The organism is Paenisporosarcina sp. P4_B8 (assembly GCF_056402175.1).
Map to the genome: position 1 here is coordinate 1 of NZ_JBFUHX010000057.1, position 516 is coordinate 516.

The window sequence follows — 516 nt, forward strand, 5'->3', positions numbered from 1 at the left end:
GATGAGGTAGATAGGTTCGAGGTGGAAGCGCGGTGACGTGTGCAGCTGACGAATACTAATCGATCGAGGACTTAACCAAAATGAATTTGAATGGTTTTCAATGACCCGTTTATCCAGTTTTGAGTGAACAAACACTCAAATAGTCTAGTGATAATGGCAAAGAGGTCACACCCGTTCCCATACCGAACACGGAAGTTAAGCTCTTTAGCGCCGATGGTAGTTGGGGGTTTCCCCCTGTGAGAGTAGGACATCGCTAGGCGATTTATTCCGGAGGATTAGCTCAGCTGGGAGAGCATCTGCCTTACAAGCAGAGGGTCGGCGGTTCGAGCCCGTCATCCTCCACCATTTTTCTTTTTAACACCGTGCCGGTGTAGCTCAGCTGGTAGAGCAACTGACTTGTAATCAGTAGGTCGAGGGTTCGACTCCTTTCGCCGGCACCATTGTTAGAGCCATTAGCTCAGTTGGTAGAGCATCTGACTTTTAATCAGAGGGTCGTAGGTTCGAATCCTACATGGC

At 49.0% G+C, this 516-nt stretch carries 2 tRNA genes and 1 rRNA gene; all 3 read left to right on the forward strand.

The window, feature by feature from the left end:
* The first annotated feature begins 143 nt into the window (after positions 1-143).
* A 5S ribosomal RNA gene (gene rrf, locus AC1DSK_RS17520) occupies positions 144-259 on the forward strand.
* Between the two features lie 10 nt (positions 260-269).
* Positions 270-345, forward strand: a tRNA-Val gene (locus AC1DSK_RS17525).
* 19 nt (positions 346-364) lie between these two features.
* Positions 365-440 (forward strand) — tRNA-Thr (locus AC1DSK_RS17530).
* Positions 441-516: the final 76 nt, after the last annotated feature.